Below are 19,217 nucleotides of genomic sequence, written 5' to 3' on the forward strand. Positions count from 1 at the left end.
GCGAGACTAGAAGAGAAAAGTGCGTGCGCGCAAGTTTGCGGATGCGCAACCTCACATCTTGGCCGCCGCGGACTTGATGGCCTGCCGGATGCGGAAGTACGTGCCGCACCGGCAGACGTTGGCGATCCTGTCGATGTCCTCGTCGGTCGGCTCGCTCTTGGTCTTCAGCAACGCCACCGCGGCCATGATCTGGCCGGGCTGGCAGTAGCCGCACTGGGCGACGTCCTGCTCCAGCCACGCCTCCTGGACCGGGTGCAGGTCGTCACCGGAGGCCAATCCCTCGATCGTGGTCACCGACTGCCCAGCGCATTCCGAGACCGGTGTCACGCACGGCTGGATCTCCGCGCCGTTCAGGTGGGACGTGCAGGCGCGGCAGACACCGATGCCGCAGCCGAACTTCGGGCCGCGCACACCGAGCTTGTCGCGCAGCACCCAGAGCAGGGCCATGTCGGCGGGAGCCTCGACGGTGACGGGCTTCCCGTTGACGATCATGGTGTACGTAGGCACGGGGGACGCTCCTTCAGCGCGGGAACGGCTCGAAGTCGACGGGGAAGATGATCGGGAAGCTGCGCGGCACCACACCCGTGGCTCGCGCGTAGGCGTTGGCGATCGCGCCCACCGCGGCGGGCACTCCGAGCTCGCCCGCACCGCCCGGTTCCCCCGTCGCCGGCATCACGAAGATCCGCACGTCCCGCGGGGCGTCCTTCTGCCGCGCGTAGTGGAAGTGCGAGTACGAACCCTCCAACGGCTGGAACAGGGATGATCTGCCGTACATGAGCCGGCGTCTACCGCTACGGCGGCGGTTTCCCGGCTGACACGTGGAACGCCAGCAACTACTGGGTGGAGCCGATCTTCGGGCCTTAGTCGCTCGGCGCGACCCGGCGCCTCAGCACGTTCCCCGAGCCGCCGGTCGCGTCGAGCAACCGGATGAGAGCCCGCTTGGCCTCGTCACCACCGACCCGCGCGTCGAGCTGACGCCGAAACCGGCGGCTGTCGTCGACCAACCGCCGGCCGCGGCCGGTCAGCTGCGCCCTCCGGATCCGGCTGTCCACGCGGTCCGGCACGCGCGCGACGTAGCCGAGGCGTTCCAGTTCGAGCAGCTGTTTCGAGGCGGCCTGCTGGGTGACGCCGAGCAGCTCCCCCAGTTCCGAGACCGTCGGCGCGCCCTCGATCAGGTGCTGGATCACGTAACCGTGGGAGACGCGGACGCCCTCGTGCCCGATCTCGTGCAGCTGCCGCAGGATCGCGTCGTTCGCGGAGCTGCCCGCCAGGTAGGCGAGGGTCGCGAGGTCGATGTCCATCAGGTCCACGGCTCATCCTCACATTGACAACCATAGTTGTACAACTATGGTTGTGGATACGGACGCCATCACGTCACTGCACAGAGCCCTCGAAGCCGGGCAGTCCGGCGACGAGCTGCGCCGGTTCTTCACCGCGGACGCGGTGACCGTCGAGCACCCGAACCTGATCAAGCCGACCGGCTCGCGAGCGACCGTGGACGAGATGCTCGCGGCGTCCGTCAAGGGCGCCGGGATGCTGTCGAGCCAGAAGTACGACGTTCACTCGGCGTTGCGTTCCGGCGACACCGCGATCCTCCGCCTGACCTGGACCGGTGTGCTGCGGACCGGTGACCAGCTCGTCGCGCACATCGCGCAGTTCATCAACACGCGCGACGGACTGATCAGCTCTATCGAGACGTTCGACTGCTACGAGCCATTCTGAGCTCCTCTCCCTGCCACCTCTGCCGCAGCAAACGGTCGTGTGACGCCACGACGACCGCGCCGGGATAGTCGGCGAGCGCCGCTTCGAGCTCCTCCACCAGTGCGAGCGACAGGTGGTTGGTCGGTTCGTCCAGCAACAGCACGTCTGATTCCTGGTGCAGCAACCGGGCGAGCGCGAGCCGCCGCCGTTGCCCGATCGACAGCGCGCCCACCGGGGTCGCGAAGTCCGTCTCACGGAACAGGCCCAGCGCCCTGAGCCGCTCAGCGTCCGCGCCGAAGGCGGCCAGAACCGTCTGCTTCGCATTGTGCACAACGGTTTCCTGCGGCAGGTAGCCGACGACGCCGTTGCGGGTGACCGTGCCGTGGTCGGGTTCGAGGGCGCCGGCCAGCACGTCGAGCAACGTCGACTTGCCCGTGCCGTTCGGTCCTGTCACCAGCAGCCGTTGCCCGGCTTCCACTGTGAGCTCACCGACGTGCATCCGTTGATCAACTCTTGCCTCCCGCAGTTCGAGCACCGCACCCTCCCGCACTCGTGCGTCGAGAGGAGCGTTGAGGTGCAACGGTTCCGGCGGCTTCGGCACCGGATCGGCGCGCAGCCGCTCCAGCCGTTCGGACGCGCTGCGCACCCGCGTCCGGATCGACTCCTGCACACGACGGCCGTCACCGTTGTACTTGCACTTGTTGTGGTCCGGGATCGGCCGCCCCGGCGCGACGCGGTACGCCGTCGTGCCACGCCACTCGGTCCAGTGGCCGATCTCGCCGACCCACTCCGCGTACGCCTGCTCCCACCGTTGCCGCGCCGCCTTCTTCTCGGCGACGTAGCCCGCGTAACCGTCGCCGTAGCGGGTGATCGTCCGCTCGTCGATGGCGTCACCGACGGTGGCATCGCCGGGCAGGTCGAGCACTTGCGCGAGATACCCGACGCCCTGCGCGAACACGATGATCTCACCATCGTCCGGCACGTCCTGTTTCGCCATGAGCCGCAGCAACGTCGACTTGCCGGAGCCGTTCTCCCCCACCACACCGACCTTCTCACCGGGCCGGACCGTCAGCGAGACGTCGTCCAGCATGGGCGCCTCAGCGATACACTGAAGGCCGATCTACCTGGGGGTTTGAGTGAATCGGCACATCCGTTCTGTCGAGGACGTCCTGGTCCTGCTCGACGGTCTCTTCGCTCCTGAGGCCGACCGCTGGACCGAGAGAGCGGGCGACTGGTGGGACGGCTTCTACTCCGACCGGGACCGCGCAGTGCCGTTCTTCGTGGCCAAGCCGGACGAGAACCTCGTCGGTTACCTGGAGCGCGGCCTGATCACGCCGGGACGGGCACTCGACGTCGGCTGCGGACCGGGTCGCAACGCCATCCACCTGGCACGCAACGGGTTCCAGGTCGACGCCGTGGACCTCTCTGCCACCGCCATCGCGTGGGCTTCGGAACGCGGAGAGGGGCTGGACGTGCGGTTCCGTCACGGCGACGCGTTCGCGACCGAGGGCTCGTACGACCTGATCTACGACTCCGGCTGCTTCCACCACCTGCCACCGCACCGCCGGATCAGCTATCTCGCGCTGCTGGACCGCACGCTCAAGCCCGGCGGCCACTTCGCACTCACCTGCTTCACCGCCGAAGAAGGCACCTCCACGCCGGACGCCGACCTCTACCGGCAGTCCGGCCTGGCGGGAGGGGTCGGGTACCGGCCGGCAGACCTGCGCTGGATCTTCCAGGACCTCACCGAGGTCGAGCTGCGGCGGATGACCGACCAGCCGGAGGACTCCCCGGCGTTCGGGAGGTCCTTCCTGTGGACGGCGCTGTTCCGCAAGGACTGAGCTCCACACAGGACCAGCGGTGCAACGACCGGACATTGATGTCCGGCAGGCGGAAACGCGGGGCGCCGCCACCTGCGAAAGTAGGGTCATCCCCCTGCTCCCGTAGGTGATCCAAGGCACAAACCCGGCAGTATCGTCAGGCGCGTGAGACGGGCAGGAAACCTCGTTCCGGTGCTGCTCGTGGCGGCGCCGGGATCCTGGCACGACTTCACACCTTCCAGCCTGGCACTCGCTTTCCCCGCCTCGGCCGTCTCCGTGTACTCGGTCGCCGGGCCCGTCACCTGGTCGATCGGTGCCGGCGTGTTCGCGATCGCCGGGCTCACCGGCCTCTACCTCGGTGCCCGGCGCAGGCTCGTGGAAGCCGTGGCCGCACGAGTCGAACGGGAACGTGAGCTGCTCGCCGAACGGGCTCGCGCCGACGAACGCACCAGGCTTGCCGCCGAGATGCACGACGTCGTCACGCACCGGCTGAACCTGATGGTGCTGCACGCCGGTGCGATGCGGATGGTGGCGAAGGACGACGGTGTCCGCGATGCCGCCGAGGAACTGCGCACCGCGGGCTGCCAGGCGCTCGTGGAACTGCGCGACCTCGTCGGCGTGCTGCGCACCGGCCGCGCCGCGCGCATCCCGGACGTGCTGCCCGACCGGCTCTCCAGCCTGGTCGCCGACTCCGCCGCCACCGGGCTGGAGATCACCCTGACCGAGCACGGCGACGCGGACATCGTCTCCCCCGCCGTGCGCCGCACGATGTACCGGGTCGTCCAGGAGTCGCTGACGAACGTGCACAAGCACGCACCTGGCGCCCACACCGAGATCACCATCCACTGTGGACCGAGCAGCGTCCGCGCGGTCATCCGCAACACGGCTCCTTCGTCCACACCGGGCACGGCGCTGCCCCGCCCCGGCAACGGGTTGCTCGGCCTGCGCGGCCGCGTGGAGATGGTCGGCGGCACCCTCACCGCGGGCCCGACGGACGACGGAGGCTTCGAGGTGGACGCGGTCCTGCCCGCGTTCGTCCCCACCTGATCACTCGTCGGAGGCCCGCACCGCCCTGCAGGCGAGGTGAACCGCGAGCCGCTCGTCCGGGTTCAGCAGGCTGACGCCGAGCAGCTGCTCGGCCCGGTTGATCCGCTGCGCCACCGTGTTCCTGTGCACTTTCAACCGCACCGCCGCCGAAGACGTCACCGACTCCTCGTCGAGGTAGATGGCGAGCGTGCGCAGCAGTTGCCCGTCTTCCACTCCCATCAGCGGTTCGAGGAGCCTGGCGGCCTGCTCGACCAGCGCCGGTGTCTCGGCCGCCATCGACAGCAGGCGCCGCACGCCCAGCTCGTCGATGTGCACCACCTTCGCCGACCCCGTCATCGCGGCGGCTTCGCGTGCCTCGGCCAGCGTCCGTCCCACGCCGGCGGAACCGGGATGCGGACGGCCGACGCCTGCCACGAGCTTGCAGGTGCCCAGCGCCTGGGCGATCTTCGCGGTCAGCTCGCGGTGCTGCGACTGCGGCGGCTCGGCGTCGTTGGTGAGCCAGAACGACCAGCCCTCGGCGCCCTCGACCAGCTGGCCGTGCAGGCCGCGCCGGGACAGCTCGACGCGCAGCCGTTCGGTGTGCCCCGCGTCGAAGCAGTTCGGCGACGGCGGGTTCGGCATCGCGTAGACGCCCGTGTGCCAGCCGTCGAGCCGCCACCCTGCGAGGACGGCCTGCTGCACCAGCTGGGGCGGCACGTCGTCGCCGGAGGCGAGCAGCTCGGACAGCAGTGAGCCGCGGGAGCGGGCGCGGCGTTCGGTCTCGAGGCGTTCGGCGGCGACCCAGTTGCCCAGCGCCCAGGAGGCGACCTGGCTGATCTGCATCACGGTCTCGGCCCAGCGCTTGTTGCGGCCGCGGGCGTGCGAGACCAGCCACAGGTGCACGTGGCCGGTCCGGTCGGTCTCGACGGGAACCGCCACCGCGAAACCCTCGCTCATCTCGACCGTGGTGGCGACCGAGCCGGCCAGCAGGCCCGGAGGCAGGCCAGGCGGGGAGACGCCCTCGATCGCGGTGCCTTCCGCGCTGATCACTGCGCACGTCACGTGCAGTTCGCCGGACAAGATCGTGATGACGGACCGCGGATCCGGCCTGCTGCGGCCCAGCCGTGCGGTGACGGCGTTCAAAAGCCGAGCAGCCGCGACCTCGGGACGTCGCACAGCAGTGCGCAACGAGTCGGCGACAAGCAGTGGGTCGTCGGCCTTGGTCTCCACGAGCGGCACGCCGAGCCGGTTCGCGAACGAGATCGTCGCGGCGGACGGAGGCTGGTACGTGCCGGCCGGCGGGCGCACTAGCACCACGGCCCGCACGTCCGCGCTGTAGGCCCGGCGCAGCGCCACCTCGACGAGGTACGGCTGGTTCCCGGTGAGGATCACCAGGTCGCCGGCCGAGCACGCCTCGACGGCCGTCATGTCCGCTGCCAGCCGCACGTCGGCGACCTCGGTGTCGACGCCGCGTTCGCCCGCCAGCAGGCACGCGTCGCCGAGCACGCCGATCTCCAGCAGATCGCGCACGGTCAGCGAGTCGGCGTCGTCGATCACGGAACGTCCCGGAACGGCACGTAGTCGAGGTCGTAGCCGAACGCTCGCGGATCAACCCGCCCGAGCATCTCCTCCCGCACCCACTGCTCCGGCGATGGGAGCGCTACCACGTCCACCACGGCGCCGAACCTGAGCCGCTCCGTCGACAGCGGGTGACCGGACTCCGCGTCCAGGCAGCACAGCAGGTCAGGCGTCGTCACGAGCGGCTCGCCGTCCGCGAGCGCGACGAGGTACTCACCCTGCATCTCCAGGCGCACGTACGCATCGTCGGTGTCCAGACGCCGCAGCGCCACCGTTCCGCGAGGAAAGTCCCCGACGGACTCTCGCCACACTTCGACGACTTTTCCCCTGGCCACAAGGAAACCGCCGGAAGACTTCGCTCGTTCGTCAACTGAAACCGTTTGCCGGGACCAGATCTCGCCGAGTTCGAGCGCCCGCGCCAGCGAGCCCGTTACGCCTGCTTTGATGGCATCCGCGAGTTTCAACGGCTTCGCCACCATCATCGCCCAGCCACCGAAGTCCACCATCACCGTGCGGGCGAGCTTCTCGATGCCGGTCGAGTCGAGCACCGCACGGTTTCCGCTGGGTTCCGTGATGGCCAACGGAGTCGTGGGCAGCCCGGCCGCGTCGTAGGTCGTCTGGTCGATCCGTGGGAACGCTCTCCCCATCCCGTCCACGTCGACGTACGGCAGCCCCAGCCGCGCGGCCAGGATCAGCGGCAACAGCCCGTTGCACCCGCCGACCTCCCACCCGATGACGGCCGTCGCGGACGTGGAGTCCTGCGCCTGCAACGCCTTCAGGGCTTCCTCCGCCTCCAGACCGGAAGGCAGCTTCTCGATCATCACGGTCGGTGCGCCGATGAGCCCCACCCGCGCGCCGTACCCGTCGGGGTCCGCCTCTTCCGGCGAAAGGACCGTGACAGGACCGCTTTGTCGCATTTCGTGCCGAAGCATCGCCGCGAACGCGTGGGTCTCCGGCTCGCCACCTCCACCGCCGCTGCCGAGCATGACCACGCCCAGGGCGAGCCGGTCCACCTCGTCGGGCTGGAGCAGGTGCATGCGCGAGACAGTAGTGCCGCCGATGCTCGCGCGAGAAGCTATGGGTACGGCGTGCCGAGCGGGGCGTACTCGTGCGAGTAGCCGAACGCCGACGGTCCGACCAGAGCAAGCCCTTCCGGCGTGCGCCAGCGCGGGTGGCACGGCGCACCGACGACCACGACCCGTTGCCCGTACCGCAGCCGCTCGGCGGGGACTGGTTCACCGTCGGCGTCCAGCACGCAGATCAGGTCCGGCACCGAGGCGATGACCTCGCCGTCCCGTGACGCCACGAGGTGCTCGTTCTGGAACTCCAGCCGGCAGCTCGCCCCGTTCCCCTCCAGCCGCGCTTCCCCCTTGGCGAACCCGGGATCCGTCGTGCGCATGACGTCGACGACCTTGCCGGTGAACAACACCTGGCCGCCGAGGAACGACGCGATGGCCTCGCACGGATCGACGTGCTTCCGACGTGCTTCCTCCACCAGCCGTCCCAGCCGGGACGCCAGCGTGAGCGTGCCGGGAATCGTGATGTCGCGGGCCTGCTTGCCGGACATGGGAAAGCTGCTCATCAACGCGGTGCAGCCCATGCCGATGGTCGCCGAGCGCGCGAGCCGTTCCGCCCAGTGGTTGTCGCTGACGTCGAGGACGATCGCGTTGCCCTTCTCGTCCGCGATCGCGAGGGGCTTGGCCAGCACACCGTCCAGCGTGCAGACCACCATCTGCACCATCGGGAACGCGCGACCCATGCAGTCCGCGTCGAGCACAGGCAGGCCCAGCGACGCGGCCACGGGGAAGGGCGCGAGCGAGTTCATCCCGCCGACCTCGATCGGCAGCACGTGCGTGATCGGACGACCGATTTCCCGTTGCAGCGTCAGGAAAGCCGTGACGGCTTCCTCCCCGGCGGGCAGCTTCTCGATCATCACGGTCGGCGCGCCGATCATGCCGATGCCGGCCACCAGCGCGTCGTCCGGCACCTCGTGCAGCTCGGCCACGAGCACCGGCCCGTACTCCAGCACGGCCTGTTCGGCGACGAGCCTGCCGATGTACGGGTCGCCGCCGCCACCGGTGCCGAGAATCGCCGCACCGCGTGCGAGGTGCCTCAGCTCGCCGGCGCCGATCTCACGCACGAGCCCTCCTCGGCGCCTCCTCAAACACCAGATCGCCGACGGCTCTCGCACGGACCCGGCTCGCGTTGCCCGGCAGGTACGCCAGCGGGATCTCCTCGACCTCGACGATCCGCACGCTGTCAGCCTTCGCGCCCGCCGCCACCGCCTTGTCCACGGCCTCCTGCCTGGCCGCGTCGAGCACCTCGTCGCGCCGGGCCGGTTCCATCGTGAAGACCCTGTCGACCTCGCCGCCGACCTGCGCGATCGCGGCGCCGATGGCGTTGGCGAACGCGTGGTGCTCCGGCCTGATCATGTCGTTGACACCCTCGATCTCGTCCGGCACCAGGACGCTGCCGCCGCCGACCAGCACGACAGGCAACGGCGCGGGGCTCGTGCGCATGCGGTCGATCTGGGTGGCGATCTGGTCGCAGACGTGGTCGAGCACTGACCCGACCAGCGCGCGGTCGAGGTTCTTGACGAGCGTGGCGTCGCCGATGTCCGCAAGACCCGCCGCGACCGCGATGTCCGTCGCGGTCAGCGTGTCACCGCCGAACACCAAAGCCCGCTCGCACAACAGGAATCCGACACTGTCCGGTCCTACCTCGACACCGTTGGACGTCTCCCGCACGACGCTGCCGCCGCCGAGCCCGACCGACAGGACGTCGGGCATCCGGAAGTTGGTGCGTACCCCACTGATCAGCACCTCGGACGAGGCTTCGCGCGGGAAACCGTTGTGCAGCATGCCGACGTCGGTCGTCGTGCCGCCGACGTCGATCACCGCGCACTCGTCCAGTCCGGACAGGAACGCTCCACCACGCATGGAGTTCGTCGGTCCTGACGAGAACGTGGCGACCGGGTAGCAGCGCGCGTACTCCAGGTCCATCAACGTGCCGTCGTTCTGGCTCAGGTACAGCGGGGCTTCGATCCCTTGTGCCGTCAGCGATTCGGTGAGCCCGTCGGCGATCTGCTCGGCGAGCTCGCGCAACGCGGCGTTGATGATCGTCGCGTTCTCCCGCTCCAGCAGGCCGAGCCGCCCGATCTCGTGCGAGAAGCTGATGAAGAGGTCGGGCACCTCGGCGGTGAGGATCTCCGCGGCCTGCCGTTCGAGGTCGCCGTTGACCAAGGAGAACACCGACGAAATGGCCACCGACCGCACGCCCTTGGCGGCGATGTCGGTGGCCACTGCCCGCAGCTCGTCCTCGTTGAGCGGCGAGATGAGACGCCCGTCGTACTCGTGGCCGCCGTGACAGAGGTAGGAGTGCCCGCCGATGACCTGCCGCAGCCGCTGCGGCCAGTCGACGAACGGCGGAAGCGCTTTGGTGGCGGGAAGTCCGAGCCGCACCGCGGCCGTCTGCGCGAGCCCTCTGCCCTCGACGACGGCGTTGACGAAGTGCGTCGTGCCGATCATGACCGCGTTGATCGCCGCCGGTTCGAACTCGACCGTCTGCCGAAGTCCGCTGACCGCCGCGATGATCCCGGTCGTGACGTCGGCCGTCGTCGTTCTCTTGCACTCGGCGAGGACACGCCGTCCCTCAACGAGAACGGCATCGGTGTTCGTGCCGCCGACGTCGATACCGATGTGCATGAACGAAACCACCCCTCAGGCGGCCGACGCTTCCCCGACCACCTTACGGTTGGTGGCCCTCCGCGTCCTCATGCGAAGCAGGTCCAATCTCCCAGCTGAGACGTAGAGAGCGAACGCGAGCACGAGCGAGTTCACACTGGACTGCCCGAACGGCAGCAGCTCACCGACGACCGCGGTGGCCGGCCAGATGACCACGGTGGCGGGCACCCACGACGGTGCTGATCTGGGCACCTGCGGCCTCGTGGAGATGATCTCGTTCCTCCACCGGCGCACGACGTAGTACTCGGCGATCATGATCCCGGTGACGGGCGGGAACACCACGCCCAGCAACACCAGGAAGTGGCTGAACTGGCTCACGATGCCCGCCGCGGCGAGGAAACTGCCAGCGCACCCGACCATGACGGTCACCTGGGCCCGGCTGATCCGCACGTTGAAGACCGCGTCGAAGAAGTTCACCATGCCCAGCGAGGCCGAGTAGAGGTTCCAGTCGTTGATCTTCAGCACCGCCGTGACGACGACCAGCGCACCGATCCAGCCGCTGGACTTGCCGATGACGCCCATGATGTCGGTGGTGCCGAGCCCGTGCGCGATGATCACACCGGCCAGGCTGATGATCCACTCGCCGGCCGTGATGCCCAGAACCGTCTGCTTGACGACGTCCCGCTCGGACCGGTTGAAGCGCGTCATGTCCGGCGCGATGGCGGCGCCCACGATGAAACTGCCCGTAACCAGCGTGATCGCGGTCAGCATGCCGATCGGCGGACCGGGCGCCGGACTGGAGAGGGTGGCCCCGACATCGTTGACGTTCGTCAGCACGAGCCACACGAGCAGCAGCAGGAACGCGGGCACGGCCACATACGCGGTCCACGCCATCCACCGAACGCCATAAGCCGCGATGACCGTGACGGCGATGCCGAAGATCAACGACCACACCGGCGCGGGTAGCACCCGCGTGACGTCGGCGAGCGCGACGCCCGCCAGCCCGGTCTGCACCCCGAACCACCCGGTGCAGGACAACGCGATGATCAGCCCCAGCACCGCCGACCCGGCGTGCCCGAACCCGGTCCAGCGCGTGAGGATCGCCGTCGACAGCCCTTCCCGCTGCCCGATCACCCCAACCGCGACGGCGACGACGTTGAGCAGCACCGCCCCGATCGTGAGCGCGATGAACGCGTTCCAGAAGGTCATGCCGAAGCCGAGTGTCGCGCCCAGCAGCAACTGGCTCAGCGCGGTCGTCTGCCCGAAGCGCTGGGTCGCGACTGACAACCACGGGTGCCGCGCCTGGTCAGGGACACGGACGAGGGCCTGATCATCACGCCCGAGAAGAGCGGCCACGATCGTCCCTCCGCCCTGTGATCGACAACTCGGACAGTAATGGCCGACCCACGATCGAGCTACAGACAATGTGCACTGTCGGGCGAATCATCACGTTGCGACTCGCACAGGCGCCGCTAATTCATCGCCAGTCCAATTCGCCGCCGCGCCACCAGCCGCGTGTGGTGCACGTCCAGGCCGACCCCGAGACCAGGCCGCCGCTCGAACCGGTCGTAGCTGCGGCTGAGCAGCCAGTGCGCGGCCTCCGGCGTGATCGACTCGAGCCGCACGTCCTCCCGAAGCCGGTCAAGCGCGTCCTCGACCCGTCGCGTCAGGAACGCGTGCCGCGTGAGGCTGCCACTGATTTCATCGATCATGAAAACCATGGCGTGCGGCGCATCCCCATACGCATAACTGCACAGCAGTGCCAGATATCCCGCGTCGATCGACCGATCGCCGATCCAGCACTCGCCGAACGTCAGGCTTTTGAGGTCCCACTGCGGTTGGCGCTGCTCCTTGGCCGCTTCTTCAGCCCACTTCCCAGGCCTGCCCGGCAGCAGATGCCCGAGTGCGGTGAGCAGGGCCGCGCTGCGCCGGCTCGGCACCTCCTTGAGATGCTGGACGACGACTTCCCACAACTCCTCGTTGTCGGCGAACGGCCCCACGAACGCACTGACCTGGAGCTCGACCTCGAGCGGGTCGGTGAGCTGGGGCAACGGACGCCCGGCGTCCACCAGCGCTTGCTGCATGGGGGTCAGCCTCATCCGCACGGCGGGGAGATTAGACCGAACGGCCCAACGCAAAGCCCTTCACTGACCCCGACACGCCGATGCGATCGCCTCAGCGCAGCGCCCGGCCCAGCACCGGCACGCGTGCCAGCACCTGCTTGATCTCCTCCGCAACGCTGAACTCCTCGGGGTGCAACCGGATGGCGGCGAACAGCCTGATCGCGTGAATGAGGTTGCTCCCGATCTCCTCTGGAGCGTCCTTGCTGGCCCACCGCAGGACGCGAGGTATCCGCGCAGGAGTAGCGGTGAAGAACCGGTTGGCGGGATCGACGATCCCGAACTCAGGCGGCGAGAAGTTGGACTCCGCGATGCCCCTCAGCAACACGGCGGCGACCTCGCGCGGGGATCGGAGACCGTCGGCGACAGCGTCGGCCTGTTCGTAGGCCCAGGCGAAGAACGCCCTCACCTCAGGGATGTCGGGCAACGAGCCGTGCGGCGCCACGTCCTCCAGCCGCTTCAGGATCGCGGGATCGCGATTGGCGCGGAACAGGGCGTAGCTGCGGTTGCACTCGAACAGCGCGAGTTGTTCGCCGAGCGCCCAGATGCGCACCCACGCGTCCCAGAGCTCGAACGAGCTGAACGACGTGAAAGCGTTGGCGACCAGTCCATCGTTGTAGTCGAGCAGCTCGCGCGTGAGCCGCTCGACGGGAGCGAAGCGCTCGACGGAGAAGTCGTCCTCCTTCAACGCGTCCATCAACCGCCAGGCGAACGCGTTGATCCAGTCCATCGTGAACGACAAACCGCGCGAGAACAGAGGGTCGAGAAACCCGGCGGCATGCATCGCGAGTGCCCACCGGTGGCCGGTCGTGCGCGACGACGAGTACTGGAGGCGACCGGTGGCCACCCAGTCACGGACCGGGCGGGCGGCCGCGAACTGGTCCCGGATGTCCGGGTAGGCGCTGATGAACTCGGTGAACTCCTGGCCTGCTGGGACGTCGCGGCGGGGATGCCTGCGCGGATCCACGGTCATGCCGACGCTGACGAGGTTGCTGCCCGCCCTGGGATGGTTGTTGAACGGGATCACCCAGATCCAGCCGCCGTCGAAGATGTGGTGCAGGGTGGACTGGCTGCCGCGCACCGGACCGGGGTTGCGCACCGCGACCCGTTCCCACGCCGCCACACCTTCCATGTGCGTGAACATGGAGCGGGAGTGGTGCCGGAACCGGCACGGCTCATCCCGCAGGTCCAATGTGGACGCCAGCACAGAACGGAAACCGCTGGCATCGACGATGTACCGGGCACGCACCGAGGCACCCTCGTCGGCCGTAACCGTGACACCGGACTCGCCGAGGTCGACACCGGTCACCCGGACACCCTGCCGGACAACGGCACCGTACTTCTCGGCCACACGCATCACCCAGTGGTCGAGGTCCGCACGGAGGAAATGCGTCTCCGTGTGCATGATGCTCGGAATGGGCAGCTGGTGCGACAGCTCCGGGTCCTGCCGTTTGCCCGGCTCGTGCCAGTGGAAGTTGAACCCGCGCTTGATCCCGTGGTTCGCCGAGACCTTGGCGCGGGCGCCGTGGAACGAGGCCAGGTACTTGATCTCCGGCACGTCGTAGCGTTCGGCGATCAGCCGGAACAGGGTCGAGGTGTGCGGAATGGTGGACTCGCCGATGGCGAACCTGGGGTGCCGACCGGCGTCCAGCACCACGACCTTCACTCCACCCCGCGCCAGCACGGCCGCCAGAAGCGTCCCTGCGATGCCGGCCCCCAGAATGACCACGTCGGTGCCCTCGTCCACGGCCCACCCCCCGGTTTCATCGGCCACCGATATGGTCCCAGCGCTCAGTCCGAGGTCATATAGACCGGATGGGCAGTGCATGCTCACTGACGGTGCGGGCATGGGAGGCTGCCAGCGGTGTCACGACCCCAGACCGCAGCCGGCGCTGCGTTCCAGGGCGACTCGGCGGTGCGGGCGACACGCCGGGAAACTTCCATTTCGTGGCGGCCTTGGGGGTAGACCGCTCAGTCAGTGATCAGGCGTCGACAGCTTGGCGTTCGACGGTGATGCGCGCGCGGTCGCCGGGCGCCCTGCCCGCATCCCATCCAGCACCATTGGTGACCGTCGGCGATCTCTGGCTGAGAATCTTCTCGAACGCCTCCTCGACCACCTGAGACCGGGTGCGAGACATTTCGGTCCGGGTGATCTCGCTGCCTTCGGCAACCATCGCGCGGGTGGCCTGGACCAGTAGTGAGGTGACCAGCAGCTCGGTGATCTTCAGGTCCATCGACTCGCCGACCAGTGCGACGAACCCCATCCTGCGGTAGAACACCGACCGGCACCGGTTCGCTCCAGCGATTGCGGCGACCAGATGCGACTTGGCATCGACATAGGGCGCGTCAAGCCACAACCGAGTCGAGCTCGCCGTCTGCTTCCGGTTCTCGTCAGCGTCAAGGACGGCACGTCGAAGGCGTGCCGGTTCCTCAGTTCCTGCGCCTTGGCGGAAAGAGCCTCAGCCTCCTCAGGGGAACTGAGTGGACTCCGCCTTGGCCAGCAAGGCTCGCACGCGCGCCAGCACCTTCTGGTCCACACCGCTCACCGACGCGGACGAGCGCGCGGACGCCGACCCCGGCGTCGGAATGATGCGCGCCAGCTCGGGCAGTTTCATCAACTCGTCGATCAACGCGATCGTGGCCGGCAGCGCACGCTCAAGATCCGTCCCGTGACGGTCCACCCATTGCAGCAACTGTGGCACACCGGGCTCCCATCAGATCTCGGCGGCGAGCTCACGCACCTGCACCGTCCACCATTCATCCACAGTGGACGGAGAGTGTTTCGCAGTGTCCGCGGCGATCACATCGATCAACAGACTGGTCGCTGCCGCGTCGGCGATCCGGCGAATCCGCTCCCGGACGTCGACGGGCGTCCAGCCCCGGCCCCGTGCCTGGTCGATCACCGCGGCCAGAGCGATCCCGGCGCCGATGGCCACCGTCCGAGGGGCCGCGACAGGCCTGCGACCAGCGAGATCCGCCATGCGTCTCTCGACGAGGTCCGTGTCGAACGCGAGGGAGAAGGCGGCCTGAATCAATCCGTCGAACAACCATTTCCGGCGACACGACCGGAGGCAGGTGTTCGTCAAAGCCCTGCAGGGGTGGAGTCGGGGCACGATTCGCCCGGACCTTCTTCTTCGCAGCCTGCTTCTCGCGGTTGCGCTTACTCCCACCAGTCGTCCCTGCGGTGCGTCACCTCGACGTACTCGCAGGGTAGTGATCCGGTCCGACAGTTCCGCGGCAGCCCACAGGCCGAGTCGGTCATGCCTGTTCCAGAAGAGGCTTGATCACCTCAGGTCGCTCTCTGCCGAGCCGCTTGAGGTAGAGGTGCTCGATGAACTCGGGCAACGGTGCCACTCGTTTGGGTATAACCTGATCGAGTGACTGCGGTCACGTGGAGCAACAGTGGGGGAACTGGTGCCACTCGTACAGGGCAGGGCTGCGGAGCTGTTGAAACAGTCGCAGCAGGATGAACTGCACTCACGTCTGGGAAAGGCCTACAGCACAACCCACTTCAGAGCCTTCAGCGCGGGCGAGTACCGGTCGTGGCAGCACAGCCTGAAGGCGCTGCTGGAGGCGTTGGACGAGGCCGGGCTGAGCGACAGTCATGTACTCCTGGAACACTCGCTGCCACGTTCATCACTGCGAGTCGACGCCATCGTGTGCGGCACGAATCCGAACACAGGCCGCCCCTCCTATGTGTTCGTCGAGTTGAAGCAATGGAGCCATGTGCACTCGGTCGAGGGCGGCCTCGTCCGGCAGCACAAGAATGACGAGCTCAGACTCCATCCAGCGGATCAGGTGCGGGACTACTGCCGCTATGTCGGCCACTCGATTCAGCTGGTGGCGGAGGAGAAGGAACTCGTCAGCGGGCTCGCCTATCTGCACAACGCGGACCGGCGAGGTGTGGAGCCGCTGCGGCAGTACACCCCCGACCGGTGGGGCCGGATGTACACGAAGGACGACCGGTCCGAGTTGCTGCGGGATTTGACGCTGTTGCTCGACCAGCACCGCAGGCACGAGGAGAACGTCGCAGCCGCGGAGCGGTTCCTGAGGTACCCGGCGAAACCTTCGGCGCAGTTCGTCGAGATCGCACAGGACGCCATCCACAAGCGTGATCTGCTACCGCTTGTGGACCAGCAGCGAGCCGCCTACCAGCTGGTGAAGAACGCGCTGACGGAGGCGAACGAGAGCGCCCGCAAGAAGGTTGTGATCGTCGTAGGCGGTCCTGGTTCCGGCAAGAGTGCGATCGCCGTGAGCCTGCTGGGCAGCCTCGAGGAACTCGACATGCGCGGATACCACGCGACAGGATCCAGGTCGTTCACCGAGACCTTGCGGCGCCATCTCGACCCGAAACGCCGCACAGGCGTGCGGCATCTCTTCAAGTACAACAACGACTTCCGCGAGAACCGCAACCACGGCGTCGACATCATCGTCAGCGACGAGGCACACCGACTGCGTCGCTCGAGCACGCCGCCAGGGTCGAGGAGGAAGGACGAGAACGCCGAACCGCAGATCAAAGAACTGATCATGGCGGCCCGCGTGCCCGTCTTCCTGCTCGACGAGAATCAGCGAGTGCGGGCCGACGAGGTCGGGTCCGTCGCCGAGATCACGAATATCGCTCACGAGCTCGGCTGCGAGGTCGAGGAGATCAACCTCCGCGGGCAGTTTCGGTGTGGTGGAAGTGCCGCGTTCGAGTTGTGGGTCGACTGCTTGCTCGGGATCATCGACGGGCCACCCGTCACCTGGTCCAGCGTCGCCTCCGATGACCGGTTCGAGGTACACGTCGGCAACAGTCCGCGCGACATGGAGAACTGGTTCCGATCGCGACGGAAGAAGCACCAGACGGCGCGGATCACCGCCGGCTTCTGCTGGGATTGGCCCTACGACTACCGCTCGAGGAACCCCGACATCGTCATCGGGGACTGGCGGCGATGGTGGAACCTCCGCAACGAGGCCGATGACGGCCCCGAGTCCACGTTCTGGGCAACGGACCCCAGAGGCGCTCGGCAGGTCGGATGCGTCTACACCGCGCAGGGCTTCGAATACGACTGGGCCGGTGTGATTTTCGGACCTGACCTGGTGTGGCGGAGTGACCGATGGGTGGCTCAGCGCGACAAGTCTCGCGACGGCAAAGCGAAGGCCGATCCGGACATGTTCCCCGAACTGGTGCGCAACGCCTACCGCGTGCTGCTGACCAGGGGCATGCGCGGCGTCACCATGTTCTCGGTCGACCCTGAGACCCAGCAGCACCTTCGGGCGATGGTCGGCCGGCCCGCGGCTTGATCGGCTAGCCTCGAGACGCGGCCCGCCAGGCACCGGGTGTCCGACCACGACACCCCGTCGTTGCCTCCACCCGCATGTGGATCAAGCATGCCCAGTGGGGGGACATCCGTGGCTCTCGTCCGCAAGAGCGCTGAGACGCTGCTCGCCGACGCATTGGAGAACCGCCTGCACAAGCTGCTCGAAGAGCAGGCGCGGATCCAGTTCGAGGCCGGAGTGAGCGACGGCGAGGTGCGGTCCTGGCAGAACAGCCTGCCGGCGTTCCTCGGCGACCTCGTGGAGGCTGGTCTCGGTCACGTCGAGGTGCTGCTGGAGCACAAGCTGCCGCACAGCCCGAAGCGCGTGGACGTGGTGTTGTGCGGCCAGAATCCGCAGCACGGCAAGCCCGCTTACGTGCTGGTCGAGCTCAAGCAGTGGTCGAAGGCCGAGCCCTACGGCGACGACCTGGTCAAGATCGACCGTTACACCCAGCCCGTTCTGCACCCGGTCGAACAGGTCCGGCGCTACTGCGAATATCTCGTCGACTCGACGCCAGCACTCTCCGAACAACCCGGCTCCGTGCACGGCGTGGCCTACCTTCACAACGCTCGCGAAGCCGGAATCTGGCGAATTTCTCAGTACGCGGTCGACGAGTTCGGGGACCTCTACACGCTCGACAGCAAGAACAAGCTGGTCGATCGGCTCCGCGCACTGCTCGACAGCGACCCGACTACCAGGGACGGCGCCCGCCAGGCCGCCGACGAGTTCCTCGGCATGCGCCACGCTCCGTCGAAACCGCTGCTGGCCGTCGCGGCCAAGGAGATCCAGGAACGCGAGCAGTTCGTGCTGCTGGACGAACAGCAGGTCGCCTACCGACTGGTCACCAAAGCAGTGGACAAGGCTCGCGCGTCACGCAAACAGACCGCGGTCATCGTGCTCGGCGGGCCGGGCTCCGGCAAGAGCGTCATCGCGCTGAGTCTGCTCGGTGAGCTCGCGCGTCAGGGCCGGACGGTTCTCCACGCGACGGGTTCGAGTTCCTTCACCAGCACCATGCGCAAGCACGCGGGACGCCGCAATCCACGGGTCCAGACGATGTTCAAGTACTTCAACAACTTCATCGACGCGGAGCAGTTCGGGCTCGACGTGCTGATCTGCGACGAGGCGCACCGCGTCAGGGAGACCAGCCTCAACCGCTACACGAAGCGGGAGGTCCGGGAGAAGGCCCGCAGGCAGATCGACGAACTGATCGACGCCGCCAGGGTCCCGGTGTTCCTGCTCGACGAGAATCAGACAGTGCGTCCCGGCGAGATGGGGTCGCAGTCGGAGATCGAAGCCGCTGCGGCGGCTGCGGGATGCGACGTGGAGGTGGTGAAGCTCGGCGGCCAGTTCCGTTGTGGCGGCTCGGAGTTCTTCGACGCGTGGGTCGCCAAGCTGTTGGACATCAAGGGAAGGCCCACCCCGTGGTCTGCCCTTGTCACTCGGACCGATGACGAGTTCGTAGTGCGCAGTGCGGAGTCGCCGCGTGAGATGGAGTCGTGGCTGCTCGACCAGCAGGCCAAGAACGGCGGCACCGCGCGCATCGCGGCCGGGTACTGCTGGAAATGGAGCGATCCCGTCACCAAGGACGGCACGAAGGTGCTGGTGCCGGACGTTCGGATCGGCGACTGGCAACGGCCTTGGAACGCGAAGCCGGAACAGCGGGTCCCCGATGCGCCCGCCTCACACTTCTGGGCCAGTGACGAACGCGGGTTCGGGCAGGTCGGCTGCATCTACACCGCCCAGGGTTTCGAGTACGACTGGGCCGGTGTGATCTTCGGGAACGACTTCGTCTGGCGCGGTGACCATTGGGAGGCGCGGCGCGAGCACTCGCACGACCCCGCTGTGAAGAAGGCCGACGAGCTCCACTTCGCCCGGCTGATCCGCAACACCTACAAGGTGCTGCTGACTCGAGGCATGCGCGGGGTCTGCGTCTACTCCGAGGACGCCGAGACCCAGGACCACCTGCGCGCGATGTCCGGTTGACCCCGTAC

Annotated in this window: 19 protein-coding genes and 2 pseudogenes; 5 read left to right on the plus strand and 16 right to left on the minus strand. The window is 67.8% G+C overall.

What is annotated here, in order from left to right:
- Positions 1-51: 51 nt before the first annotated feature.
- The 3 genes and pseudogenes from FXN61_RS10930 to FXN61_RS10940 form a co-directional block, all read right to left on the minus strand.
- Positions 52-507, minus strand: a complete 456-nt coding sequence (locus FXN61_RS10930) for a (2Fe-2S)-binding protein (RefSeq protein WP_167972833.1) — start codon at positions 505-507, stop codon at positions 52-54.
- Positions 508-520: 13 nt separating this feature from the next.
- Positions 521-748 (minus strand): annotated as a pseudogene (locus FXN61_RS10935) (xanthine dehydrogenase family protein molybdopterin-binding subunit); the annotation flags it as partial.
- A gap of 112 nt (positions 749-860) precedes the next feature.
- Complete coding sequence (locus tag FXN61_RS10940; RefSeq protein WP_246291264.1) at positions 861-1,301, minus strand: MarR family winged helix-turn-helix transcriptional regulator; 441 nt, start codon at positions 1,299-1,301, stop codon at positions 861-863.
- Positions 1,302-1,353: 52 nt separating this feature from the next.
- On the opposite strand from FXN61_RS10940, the gene FXN61_RS10945 reads away from it, so the two are divergent.
- Positions 1,354-1,722, plus strand: coding sequence for a nuclear transport factor 2 family protein (locus FXN61_RS10945; protein ID WP_167972837.1), 369 nt, complete (start codon positions 1,354-1,356; stop codon positions 1,720-1,722).
- Here FXN61_RS10945 and FXN61_RS56925 read toward each other — a convergent pair.
- Together FXN61_RS56925 and FXN61_RS56930 are read right to left on the minus strand one after the other, a co-directional pair.
- The gene (locus tag FXN61_RS56925) at positions 1,688-2,200 is read right to left on the minus strand and encodes an ATP-binding cassette domain-containing protein (protein ID WP_446684935.1); all 513 of its coding nucleotides are present in this window, start codon (positions 2,198-2,200) and stop codon (positions 1,688-1,690) included. The genes FXN61_RS10945 and FXN61_RS56925 overlap by 35 nt on opposite strands.
- A 369-nt stretch (positions 2,201-2,569) precedes the next feature.
- Positions 2,570-2,791: pseudogene (locus tag FXN61_RS56930) on the minus strand (ATP-binding cassette domain-containing protein); the annotation flags it as partial.
- Positions 2,792-2,837: 46 nt separating this feature from the next.
- On the opposite strand from FXN61_RS56930, the gene FXN61_RS10955 reads away from it, so the two are divergent.
- Both FXN61_RS10955 and FXN61_RS51885 read left to right on the plus strand, forming a co-directional pair.
- Complete coding sequence (locus tag FXN61_RS10955) at positions 2,838-3,542, plus strand: class I SAM-dependent methyltransferase (RefSeq protein WP_167972840.1); 705 nt, start codon at positions 2,838-2,840, stop codon at positions 3,540-3,542.
- A 144-nt stretch (positions 3,543-3,686) separates the two neighbouring features.
- On the plus strand, positions 3,687-4,568 hold the full coding sequence (locus tag FXN61_RS51885) for a sensor histidine kinase (RefSeq protein WP_167972842.1): 882 nt from the start codon (positions 3,687-3,689) through the stop codon (positions 4,566-4,568).
- On the opposite strand, the gene FXN61_RS55220 is transcribed toward FXN61_RS51885, so the two are convergent.
- From FXN61_RS55220 to FXN61_RS11010, 11 genes are all read right to left on the minus strand, one after another.
- Positions 4,569-6,104, minus strand: a complete 1,536-nt coding sequence (locus FXN61_RS55220; RefSeq protein WP_167972844.1) for a helix-turn-helix domain-containing protein — start codon at positions 6,102-6,104, stop codon at positions 4,569-4,571.
- The gene (locus FXN61_RS10970; protein ID WP_167972846.1) at positions 6,101-7,162 is read right to left on the minus strand and encodes a DUF917 domain-containing protein; all 1,062 of its coding nucleotides are present in this window, start codon (positions 7,160-7,162) and stop codon (positions 6,101-6,103) included. The genes FXN61_RS55220 and FXN61_RS10970 overlap by 4 nt, the downstream gene beginning before the upstream one ends.
- A 38-nt stretch (positions 7,163-7,200) precedes the next feature.
- The gene (locus FXN61_RS10975) at positions 7,201-8,265 is read right to left on the minus strand and encodes an S-methyl thiohydantoin desulfurase family protein (RefSeq protein WP_167972848.1); all 1,065 of its coding nucleotides are present in this window, start codon (positions 8,263-8,265) and stop codon (positions 7,201-7,203) included.
- A complete protein-coding gene (locus FXN61_RS10980; RefSeq protein WP_167972850.1) occupies positions 8,258-9,829 on the minus strand; it encodes a hydantoinase/oxoprolinase N-terminal domain-containing protein in 1,572 nt (523 codons plus the stop codon). The genes FXN61_RS10975 and FXN61_RS10980 overlap by 8 nt, the downstream gene beginning before the upstream one ends.
- Positions 9,830-9,844: 15 nt before the next feature.
- Positions 9,845-11,164, minus strand: coding sequence for a purine-cytosine permease family protein (locus FXN61_RS10985; RefSeq protein ID WP_167972852.1), 1,320 nt, complete (start codon positions 11,162-11,164; stop codon positions 9,845-9,847).
- Positions 11,165-11,280: 116 nt separating this feature from the next.
- On the minus strand, positions 11,281-11,892 hold the full coding sequence (locus FXN61_RS10990; protein ID WP_167972854.1) for a hypothetical protein: 612 nt from the start codon (positions 11,890-11,892) through the stop codon (positions 11,281-11,283).
- A gap of 91 nt (positions 11,893-11,983) precedes the next feature.
- Positions 11,984-13,675 carry an NAD(P)/FAD-dependent oxidoreductase gene (locus FXN61_RS10995; RefSeq protein ID WP_223165393.1) on the minus strand — a complete coding sequence of 564 codons (1,692 nt, stop codon included), beginning with the start codon at positions 13,673-13,675 and terminating at the stop codon, positions 11,984-11,986.
- A 235-nt stretch (positions 13,676-13,910) separates the two neighbouring features.
- Positions 13,911-14,162 (minus strand): hypothetical protein, encoded by a 252-nt coding sequence (locus FXN61_RS11000; RefSeq protein ID WP_167972858.1) that lies wholly within the window; start codon positions 14,160-14,162, stop codon positions 13,911-13,913.
- The gene (locus FXN61_RS56230; protein ID WP_223165394.1) at positions 14,153-14,467 is read right to left on the minus strand and encodes a DUF2786 domain-containing protein; all 315 of its coding nucleotides are present in this window, start codon (positions 14,465-14,467) and stop codon (positions 14,153-14,155) included. The genes FXN61_RS11000 and FXN61_RS56230 overlap by 10 nt, the downstream gene beginning before the upstream one ends.
- On the minus strand, positions 14,397-14,630 hold the full coding sequence (locus tag FXN61_RS11005) for a DUF2786 domain-containing protein (RefSeq protein WP_167972860.1): 234 nt from the start codon (positions 14,628-14,630) through the stop codon (positions 14,397-14,399). Before FXN61_RS11005 ends, FXN61_RS56230 begins: the two co-directional genes overlap by 71 nt.
- 12 nt (positions 14,631-14,642) lie before the next feature.
- Positions 14,643-14,909, minus strand: a complete 267-nt coding sequence (locus FXN61_RS11010) for a hypothetical protein (RefSeq protein ID WP_167972862.1) — start codon at positions 14,907-14,909, stop codon at positions 14,643-14,645.
- Positions 14,910-15,330: 421 nt separating this feature from the next.
- Between FXN61_RS11010 and FXN61_RS11015 the strand changes: the two genes are divergently transcribed.
- Both FXN61_RS11015 and FXN61_RS11020 read left to right on the plus strand, forming a co-directional pair.
- Positions 15,331-17,211, plus strand: a complete 1,881-nt coding sequence (locus FXN61_RS11015; protein WP_167972864.1) for a DUF2075 domain-containing protein — start codon at positions 15,331-15,333, stop codon at positions 17,209-17,211.
- A gap of 108 nt (positions 17,212-17,319) precedes the next feature.
- On the plus strand, positions 17,320-19,209 hold the full coding sequence (locus tag FXN61_RS11020) for a DNA/RNA helicase domain-containing protein (protein WP_312877644.1): 1,890 nt from the start codon (positions 17,320-17,322) through the stop codon (positions 19,207-19,209).
- Positions 19,210-19,217: the final 8 nt, after the last annotated feature.

The sequence above is a fragment of the Lentzea indica genome (assembly GCF_012184385.1).
GTDB lineage: Bacteria > Actinomycetota > Actinomycetes > Mycobacteriales > Pseudonocardiaceae > Lentzea > Lentzea indica.

Excerpts from the sequence above, each read along its gene's own strand:
- FXN61_RS11010 (WP_167972862.1), bottom strand. The coding sequence starts at position 14,909 with ATGGCGGATCTCGCTGGTCGCAGGCCTGTCGCGGCCCCTCGGACGGTG.
- FXN61_RS10970 (WP_167972846.1), bottom strand. The coding sequence starts at position 7,162 with ATGCACCTGCTCCAGCCCGACGAGGTGGACCGGCTCGCCCTGGGCGTG.
- FXN61_RS10980 (WP_167972850.1), bottom strand. The coding sequence starts at position 9,829 with ATGCACATCGGTATCGACGTCGGCGGCACGAACACCGATGCCGTTCTC.
- FXN61_RS11000 (WP_167972858.1), bottom strand. The coding sequence starts at position 14,162 with ATGGACCTGAAGATCACCGAGCTGCTGGTCACCTCACTACTGGTCCAG.
- FXN61_RS10990 (WP_167972854.1), bottom strand. The coding sequence starts at position 11,892 with ATGCAGCAAGCGCTGGTGGACGCCGGGCGTCCGTTGCCCCAGCTCACC.
- FXN61_RS56925 (WP_446684935.1), bottom strand. The coding sequence starts at position 2,200 with ATGCACGTCGGTGAGCTCACAGTGGAAGCCGGGCAACGGCTGCTGGTG.
- FXN61_RS10940 (WP_246291264.1), bottom strand. The coding sequence starts at position 1,301 with ATGGACATCGACCTCGCGACCCTCGCCTACCTGGCGGGCAGCTCCGCG.